Raw genomic sequence first — 8,337 nt, forward strand, 5'->3', positions numbered from 1 at the left:
CCGCCGCCGGGCTTGGTGGCCTCCGGGCCACCGCGCGGGGGCCCATCCTTGCGAAGCTGTAGCGGTGATCGCGATCGTCTGCCCCGGACAGGGCTCCCAGAAACCCGGCTTCCTCACCGAATGGCTCGCCCTCGACGGCGTCCGCGCCCACCTCGAGGAGCTGGGCGAGGCCGCAGGACTCGACCTCGTGCACTACGGCACCGAGGCCGACGAGGACACCATCAAGGACACCGCGGTGGCCCAGCCCCTCATCGTGGCCGCCGGCCTCGTCGCGGGCCGGCTGCTCGGCGACCGGATCGGCCCCGGCCGGGACGACCTGGTCTTCGCGGGGCACTCGGTGGGTGAGATCACCGCCTCCGCCCTGGCCGGCGCCCTCACCGAGGCCGACGCCATGGCCTTCGTGCGCACCCGGGCCAACGCCATGGCCCGGGCGGCCGCCGCCGTCCCCACCGGCATGAGCGCCGTGCTCGGCGGCAAGGAGGACGAGGTCCTCGCCGCCATCGAGGCCGCGGGCCTGACGCCCGCCAACGCCAACGGGGGCGGGCAGACCGTGGCCGCCGGCACCCTCGAGCAGCTGGCCGCCCTCGCCGCGGCCCCGCCGGCCCGCGCCCGGGTGATCCCCCTCAAGGTGGCCGGCGCCTTCCACACCGAGCACATGGCCCCGGCCCTGGAGCCCCTGCACGAGCTGGTCCCCCGGCTCTCGCCCGCCGACCCCGTGCACCCGCTGCTCTCCAACGCCGACGGCGAGCCCGTGAGCGGCGGCGCCGCCAACCTCGAGTCGCTCGTGGCCCAGGTCTGCCGGCCCGTGCGCTGGGACCTGTGCACGCGGACGCTCCTGGAGCGCGGCGTCGAGCAGCTCGTCGAGCTCCCGCCGGCGGGCACCCTCGTCGGCCTGGCCAAGCGGGGCATGAAGGGCGTCCCGGCCCTGGCCGTGAACTCCGCGGCGGAGCTGGAGCAGGCCAGGAGTATTCTTGACTGACGTCCGCGCGCGCACCTCGTGCGCCGCCCGTCCCGAGGCCGGAGCAGCCGTTCCGCCCCGCCCAGCCGGCCCGTCCGTCCCGCCCGGCCGCACGAAGGAGCAACGACCCCTGTGGTGACCCTGAAGCAGCAACAGACCAACGCGCACTCCCGGATCCTCGGCCTGGGCGTCTACCGCCCGGACGTGGTGGTGACCAACGACGACGTCTGCCAGTGGATCGAGTCCTCGGACGAGTGGATCCAGCAGCGCACCGGCATCAGGACCCGGCACCGCGCCGCCGAGGACGTGAGCGTCCTCGACATGTCCGAGCACGCCGCCCGCGAGGCGCTGGCCGCGGCCGGCATCGAGGCCTCGCAGCTCGGGGCGGTCATCGTCTCCACGATCTCCTTCCCCTACCTCACGCCGTCCGCCGCCGCGGCCCTGGCGGACCGCCTGGGCGCCACCCCGGCACCGGCCTTCGACATCTCGGCGGCCTGCGCCGGGTACTGCTACGGCGTCGCCCAGGCCGACGCGCTCGTCCGCTCGGGCGCGGCCGACTACGTGCTGGTCATCGGCGTGGAGAAGCTCTCCGACGTCATCGACAACAGCGAGCGCTCCATCTCCTTCCTGCTCGGCGACGGCGCGGGCGCCGTGGTCATCGGCCCCTCCGACACCCCCGGCATCGGCCCGTCCGTGTGGGGCTCCGACGGCTCCAAGTGGGACGCCATCCGGATGACCCACCCGCTCACCGACATCCGGGCGGTGGAGCAGGGGCGCGAGCGGGCCCAGTCCCCCGACCTCCTCGACCCGGAGACCGGCGCGGTGCGCGAGGACGCCACCCTCTGGCCGACCCTGCGCCAGGACGGGCAGACGGTCTTCCGCTGGGCCTCGTGGGAGGTCGCCAAGCGCGCGCAGGAGGCCATGGACGTGGCCGGGGTGCGGCCCGAGGACCTGAGCGCCTTCATCCCCCACCAGGCGAACATGCGGATCATCGACCAGATGGCCAAGACGCTCAAGCTCCCCGAGTCCGTGGTCATCGCCCGGGACATCGCCGACTCCGGCAACACGTCCGCCGCCTCCGTGCCCCTCGCCACGCACCGCCTGCTCGCCGAGCACCCGGAGCTGTCCGGGAAGCTGGCGCTGCAGATCGGCTTCGGCGCCGGCCTCGTCTACGGGGCGCAGGTCGTCGTCCTCCCCTGACCGCCGCCGGCACGCGGACCGGGCCCCCGGGGTCCTGCCCACGTGTCGGTGCCGCCGCGGGGCCCTGCGAGTCGTCGTAGGGTTGAACCGCACACCCGATGTCCCCCGGTCCGGGCCCACGGCCCGACCGGGACAGATGCACCCGGCACCTGCCCGGGGCGCACGTCACCACCGGCTGCTCCGGCAGCCGCAGAGAAAGGAAGCCACCATGGCGAGCAAAGAGGAAATCCTGACCGGCCTGGCCGAGATCGTCAACGAGGAGACCGGCCTCGAGACCGAGGCCGTCCAGCTGGACAAGTCCTTCACCGAGGACCTCGACATCGACTCCATCTCGATGATGACCATCGTGGTCAACGCCGAGGAGAAGTTCGACGTGACCATCCCCGACGAAGAGGTCAAGAACCTCAAGACCGTCGAGGACGCCGTCAACTTCATCGACAACGCCCAGGCCTGATCCGGCCGGTCGGTGCGGGGCGCGGCGGACCGCAGGATCCGCCGCGCCGCACCGACCCGCGACCGGGCGGGCCGCCCGCCGCATCACCCCAGGACACGAGGAAGTGCAGTCATGACCCGCAAAGTAGTCGTCACCGGTCTCGGTGCCACCACCCCGATCGGTGGCACCGTCCCCGAGCTGTGGCGCAGCGCCACCACGGGCGTCTCCGGTGTCAGAGCCATCGAGCACGACTGGGTGGACACCTACGATCTGGGCGTGCGGATCGCCGCGCCCGTCTCGACCCCCGCCAGCGAGGTGCTCTCCCGGGTCGAGGCCAAGCGTCTGGACCCCTCCGGGCAGCTGTCCGTCATCGCCGCCCGCGAGGCGTGGGCCGACGCCGGCTTCTCCGGCAACAACGCAGAGACCTCCGAGGAGGTCGACCCGGACCGCTTCGCCGTGGCCTTCGGCACCGGCATCGGCGGGGTCTGGACCCTGCTGGACGCCTACGACACCCTCCAGAAGCGCGGCGCCCGGCGCGTCATGCCCCTCACCGTCCCCATGCTGATGCCCAACGGCAACGCGGCGGCCGTCGGCATGGACCTCAAGGCCCGGGCCGCGTCCATCACGCCCGTCTCCGCGTGCGCCTCCGGCACGGAGGCCTTCTACCAGGGCATGAACCTCATCCGCTCCGGCAAGGCGGACCTCGTGGTGGTGGGCGGCGCCGAGTCCGCGATCCACCCCGTGACCATCGCGGCGTTCGCCTCCATGCAGGCGCTGTCGAAGCGCAACGACGAGCCGGAGCGCGCCTCCCGCCCCTACGACACGGCCCGCGACGGGTTCGTGATGGGCGAGGGCGCCGGTGCCGTGGTCCTCGAGTCGGAGGAGCACGCCCGCGCCCGCGGCGCACGGATCTACGCCGAGCTCGCCGGCGCCGGCCTCACCTCGGACGCCTACCACATCACCGCGCCCGACGAGGAGGGCCGCGGGGCGGCCCGCGCCCTCGCGGAGGCCATGGAGACCGGTGAGTTCGGTCCGGCCGACGTCAAGCACGTCAACGCCCACGCGACCTCCACGCCCAAGGGCGACGCCCCCGAGGCCGGCGCCCTGCGCCGGGCGTTCGGCTCGGCGGTGGACGACATGTGCGTCTCGGCGACCAAGTCGATGACGGGCCACATCCTGGGCGGCTCGGGCGCCGTCGAGGCCGTGCTCACCGTGCTCGCCGTCCACCACCGCACCGCGCCCTGCACCATCAACCTGGAGAACCAGGACCCGGAGATCGACCTCGACGTCGTCACCGACGCCCGCGACCTTCCCTCCGGGGACTTCGTGGCCGTGTCCAACTCCTTCGGCTTCGGCGGCCACAACGCGGTCGCCGCGTTCCGCACCGTCTGAGCGCACGCCCGCCGCGCCCGCACCGTCGGGCGCAGCTCGTCCGGGCGCAGACCGTTCGGACGCACGGAAGAGGGCCGTCCCGCTGATCGCGGGACGGCCCTCCGGCGCGCTGCGGGCCCCGTGCCCCCGGAGGCGGGGCGGGGCCGCGGGGGCTCAGCCGACGCGGTGCAGCCAGCGCACCGGGGCGCCCTCCGCAGCGTGCCGGAAGGGCTCGAGCTCCTCGTCCCAGGCCTCCCCCAGGGCGAGGGAGAGCTCGTTGATGACGAGCAGCGGGTTGCCGGCCGCCGTCTCGTAGGCGTAGCGGATCCGGTCCTCGGAGACCATGATGTTGCCGGCGGCGTCCGTGGTCGCGTGGAAGATCCCGAGGTCGGGGGTGAAGGACCAGCGGGCGCCGTCGTGGCCGCGGCACGGGTTCTCGGTGACCTCGAACCGGAGGCGGCCCATCGTGCGCAGCGCCGAGGCGAGGAGGGCGCCGGTCCCCGCGGGTCCGGACCACTCCAGCTCGGCGCGCACGGAACCGGGCTCGGCGTTCTGCTGGGTCCACTCGAGCTCCGTGCGCTGGCGCGCGACCGACTCCAGCGCCCACTGGATGTGCGGGCACAGCGCTCGCGGAGCCGAGTGCACGTAGAGCACTCCGCGCGTGGTGGGTGCAGACATGACCTGTTCCTCCGTCGTGTAGGTACGTCTTCCCCAACGCCCTGCACGGAAGCGGTCCCACCCGTCGGGCCGCGGCGAGCGTGCCGCGACCGGACGATGCTGTTGTCCGGGCTCGCGTCCCGCCGCGGGGATTCGAGGCCCGCGCGGCGTCCGGTCGCCCGGGTGCCGCACCCGTCGTTCCGGCCGGCTCCGAGCGTGTTGCCGTGTCCGGGACGTCGAGTACAATACGCCACTCATTCAACTGCAAACATTCCACGGGCGTCAACCCGGGACGCCGTGTTGCTCCGCGATCCTCCGCCCCGGCGCACGTCAGGCCCGGGGGTGGGCCTGACGGTAGACGGTTCCCAGGCGGTCCACGGAGACGTGCGTGTAGATCTGGGTGGTCGCCACGGAGGCGTGCCCCAGCAGCTCCTGCACCGTGCGCAGGTCGGCGCCGCCGTCCACGAGGTGCGTGGCCGCCGAGTGGCGCAGGGCGTGCGGACCCCGGGCGGCGGTGTCGGGGACGGTGCCGAGCTCCCGCTCCACGACGCGCCGGACCTGTCGGGCGTCGATCCGGCCGCCCCGGGACCCGAGGAACAGCGCCGGCCCGCTGCCCGCCGCGGCCAGCACGGGCCGGCGGGCCAGCCAGAGCTGCAGCGCGTCGTCGGCGGGGCGGCCGAAGGGCACCGTGCGCTGCTTGTCGCCCTTGCCGATCACCGTGAGGACGCGGCGGGAGCGGTCGACGTCGTCGACGTCGGCACCCGTGAGCTCGCCCACCCGCGCACCGGTGGCGTAGAGCAGCTCGAGGAGGGCGCGGTCCCGGGCGACGAGCGCGCCCTCCACCCCCGCGGTCCCGGGCTCGGTGGAGCGGGCCGCGAGATCGTCCAGCAGCTCGCGCATCCCGTCGGCGGGCACGACGTCCGGGAGGTGGCGCCGGCGGCGCGGGGCGACGAGCCGCAGGCTGGGGTCGGCGCCCACCAGGCCGGTGCCGGCGGCCCAGCCGAAGAAACCGCGGACCGACGCCGTCCAGCGGGCCATGGACGAGCGGCCCGCCCCCTCGGCGTGCCGGGCGGCCAGCCAGGCCCGGAGCATCTCCAGGTCCACGGCGGCCGGCGCGGCGACCCCGTACCGGGCGTGCAGCCAGGTGAAGAGGGCACGGAGGTCGCCCGTGTAGGCGTCCACGGTGCGGGGGCTGCGCGCCAGCTCGTGCACCAGGTGGTCCGTGTACCGCTCCAGGGCCCGGACCACGGCCGTGGGCAGCGGGGCGGCGTCGGAGGTCATGCGGCGATTCTAGCGGCGGCGCCACCCCTCCCCCGCCCCCTCCGCCAGGCCGCGCTCCTCGAGCCGGCGCAGCCCGCCCAGCACCTCGCGGACGGACAGGCCGGCGACGCGGGACAGGTGGTCCGGGCGGCTGCGCCCCCTCAGGGGCAGCGCGTCGAGGAGCACGCGGTCCCGGTCCGAGAGCCCGTCGACGACGGAGGCCGGGGCGGGGCGGTCGGGCGCCGGCGCCGTCCCGAGGGGCTGGACGAGCTCGAGCACCTCGTCGACGTCCGTGACCAGGACGGCGGTGCCCTCCCGCACCAGCCGGTGGCAGCCGGCGGAGGTGCCGGCGTGGACGCTGCCGGGCACCGCGCCAACCGGGCGGCTGAGCCCGTCCGCGTGGTGGGCCGTGTTCTGCGCCCCGGACCGCCACCGGGCCTCGACCACCACCGTGCCGGCGGAGAGGGCGGCGATGATCCGGTTGCGCTGGAGGAAGCGGTAGCGGCTGGGCGTGCACCCGGGGGCGGCCTCGGCCAGCAGCAGCCCGGCGGCCTCGACCCGGTGGAGCAGTTCGTGGTTGCCCGGAGGATAGAGGCGGTCGATCCCGCACGCCATGACCGACACCGTGGGCGGGTGCGCGGTGCCGGTGGCCAGCGCGGCCGAGTGGGCGGCCTGGTCGATGCCGTGGGCACCGCCGGAGACCACCGTCCAGCCGCGGGCGGCCAGGGCGCCGGCGATGTCCAGGGCGACCTGCCGGCCGTAGGTCGAGCAGTCCCGGGAGCCGACGACGGCGACGGAGCGGGCGGCGGGGAAGCCGAGGAGCCGCCGGTCGCCGCGTCCCCACAGGCCCACCGGCTGGAACAGGCCCAGGTCGGCCAGCGCCGCGGGCCAGTCGGGGTCCTCGGGGATCGCGAACCACGCTCCCGCCCGGGCGGCGATCCCCAGGTCGGCGGAGGGGTCGAGGTCCGCCGCCCGGGGCGCCCAGCGGGCCAGGGCGCGCCGGAGGTCGACCTGCCGGGGACCGTACCCGGCCTCGGCGGCCGCCCGCACGAACACCGGGTGCTCCCCGGCGCCGATGGGGCGCGTCCCCGTGGCGATCTCGAGCGCGGCGACCGGTCCGAGCGCCGCCAGCAGCAGCATGGCGGTGGCGTCGGTCGGCTCCACGAGCCGGGACAGCCCGGCGCGGGCCAGCAGCAGCGGGTCGTGGCCGGAGCGTGTGCCGGGCGGGGCGGAGTGCATGGCGGGCCTTCCTGTCGCGGACGGGTCGGACTAGACGGAATGGGTCGGACCGGACCAACCGGGCCGGACGGGGCGGGACGGGCGGGACGGGGCGGGACGGGCGGGACGGGGCGGATGCGGCGGCGCTCAGGCCGGGACGAGGGAGCGGAAGTACAGCGCGGTGTCGACGTCGTCGAGCACCGGGACGCCCCGGCCCTCCAGGTCGGCCAGCGTCCAGGCGACCCGGAGCACCCGCTGGTGCCCTCGGGCGGTCAGCGAGCCTCGGTCCATGGCCCGCTCCAGCGGGGCGGTGACCGGGCGCGGGGGACGCAGGGCGCCGTGCAGGAGGCTGCCCCCGAGCTCGGCGTTCGTGCGCAGCCCCAGGCCGCGCAGACGCTCCGCCTGGGCCGCCCGCGCCCGGGCGACGCGCACGGCGACCTCCGCCGTGCTCTCCCCCTGTCCCGCCCCGGCGGCGAGCTCGCCGTAGGAGACCTTCGGCACCGCGATCTGCAGGTCCACCCGGTCCAGCAGCGGACCGCTCAGCTTGCCGAAGTAGCTGCGGCGCATCCGTGGGGTGCACGTGCAGTCGGCGCCCCGGCCCCCGGCCTGCCCGCACGGGCAGGGGTTCGCCGCGAGGACCAGCTGGAAGCGGGCCGGATAGACCGCCGAGGCCGTGGACCGGTCGATCACGACCCGGCCGTTCTCGAGGGGCTGGCGCAGCGCGTCGACGACCCCGCGGTCGAACTCGGGGGCCTCGTCGAGGAAGAGGACGCCGCGGTGCGCCCGGGAGGCGGCACCGGGGCGCGGGATCCCGGACCCGCCCCCGAACAGGGCGGCCGCCGAGGCGGTGTGGTGCGGCGCCTCGAAGGGAGGGCGCCGGATCAGGGCGGTGCACCGCCCGGCGGCCCCGTTGAGCGAGTGGACGGCCGTCACCTCCATCGCGGCGTCGTCCTCGAGGTCCGGCAGCAGGCCCGGGAGCCGCTCGGCGAGCATCGTCTTGCCGGATCCTGGTGGGCCCACCATGAGCAGGTGGTGCCCGCCGGCGGCGGCGATCTCCAGGGCCAGGCGCCCGTCGGTCTGCCCGGCGACGTCGGCGAGATCCGGTGCGGCGCGGGGTGCGGGGTGGGTCCCCACGCCGTCCGTCCCGGGCAGGCCCGGCGCTGCCCCGCCCGGGACGGACCCGGCAGGTGCCGGCCGGCACAGACCGGCGGGATCGGCCCCGGCGCCGGCGAGCACGTCG

8 protein-coding genes are annotated in these 8,337 nt (G+C 75.6%); 4 read left to right on the plus strand and 4 right to left on the minus strand.

Annotated features, from left to right (window positions below):
• Window positions 1-64: 64 nt before the first annotated feature.
• The 4 genes from CRM73_RS10510 (at window position 65) to CRM73_RS10525 (ending at window position 3,983) form a co-directional block, all read left to right on the plus strand.
• Window positions 65-979 (plus strand): ACP S-malonyltransferase, encoded by a 915-nt coding sequence (locus CRM73_RS10510; RefSeq protein ID WP_095650538.1) that lies wholly within the window; start codon window positions 65-67, stop codon window positions 977-979.
• Window positions 980-1,090: 111 nt separating this feature from the next.
• Window positions 1,091-2,158 (plus strand): beta-ketoacyl-ACP synthase III, encoded by a 1,068-nt coding sequence (locus CRM73_RS10515; protein WP_109222449.1) that lies wholly within the window; start codon window positions 1,091-1,093, stop codon window positions 2,156-2,158.
• A gap of 208 nt (window positions 2,159-2,366) precedes the next feature.
• Window positions 2,367-2,612: an acyl carrier protein gene (locus CRM73_RS10520; RefSeq protein ID WP_017833742.1), complete on the plus strand. Its 246-nt coding sequence runs from the start codon at window positions 2,367-2,369 to the stop codon at window positions 2,610-2,612.
• Window positions 2,613-2,723: 111 nt separating this feature from the next.
• Window positions 2,724-3,983: a beta-ketoacyl synthase gene (locus tag CRM73_RS10525; protein ID WP_017833743.1), complete on the plus strand. Its 1,260-nt coding sequence runs from the start codon at window positions 2,724-2,726 to the stop codon at window positions 3,981-3,983.
• A 153-nt stretch (window positions 3,984-4,136) separates the two neighbouring features.
• On the opposite strand, the gene CRM73_RS10530 is transcribed toward CRM73_RS10525, so the two are convergent.
• The 4 genes from CRM73_RS10530 to CRM73_RS10545 all read right to left on the minus strand — a co-directional run.
• Entirely contained in the window at window positions 4,137-4,640 is a 504-nt protein-coding gene (locus CRM73_RS10530) for a DUF3145 domain-containing protein (RefSeq protein WP_031283140.1), read from the minus strand.
• Window positions 4,641-4,949: 309 nt separating this feature from the next.
• Complete coding sequence (locus CRM73_RS10535) at window positions 4,950-5,900, minus strand: tyrosine recombinase XerC (protein WP_017833745.1); 951 nt, start codon at window positions 5,898-5,900, stop codon at window positions 4,950-4,952.
• A gap of 9 nt (window positions 5,901-5,909) precedes the next feature.
• Window positions 5,910-7,118, minus strand: coding sequence for a DNA-processing protein DprA (gene dprA / locus CRM73_RS10540; protein ID WP_229587636.1), 1,209 nt, complete (start codon window positions 7,116-7,118; stop codon window positions 5,910-5,912).
• A gap of 126 nt (window positions 7,119-7,244) precedes the next feature.
• The coding region (locus tag CRM73_RS10545; RefSeq protein WP_229587638.1) for an ATP-binding protein at window positions 7,245-8,337 on the minus strand (1,093 nt) is incomplete at its 5' end.

Origin of the sequence: Kocuria sp. CCUG 69068 (genome assembly GCF_020833785.1) — a bacterium.
GTDB lineage: Bacteria > Actinomycetota > Actinomycetes > Actinomycetales > Micrococcaceae > Kocuria > Kocuria rosea.

Bases quoted from the DNA above. Each gene is read 5' to 3' on its own strand.
- CRM73_RS10520 (WP_017833742.1), top strand. From the start codon at position 2,367: ATGGCGAGCAAAGAGGAAATCCTGACCGGCCTGGCCGAGATCGTCAAC.
- CRM73_RS10525 (WP_017833743.1), top strand. From the start codon at position 2,724: ATGACCCGCAAAGTAGTCGTCACCGGTCTCGGTGCCACCACCCCGATC.
- dprA (WP_229587636.1), bottom strand. From the start codon at position 7,118: ATGCACTCCGCCCCGCCCGGCACACGCTCCGGCCACGACCCGCTGCTG.
- CRM73_RS10535 (WP_017833745.1), bottom strand. From the start codon at position 5,900: ATGACCTCCGACGCCGCCCCGCTGCCCACGGCCGTGGTCCGGGCCCTG.
- CRM73_RS10530 (WP_031283140.1), bottom strand. From the start codon at position 4,640: ATGTCTGCACCCACCACGCGCGGAGTGCTCTACGTGCACTCGGCTCCG.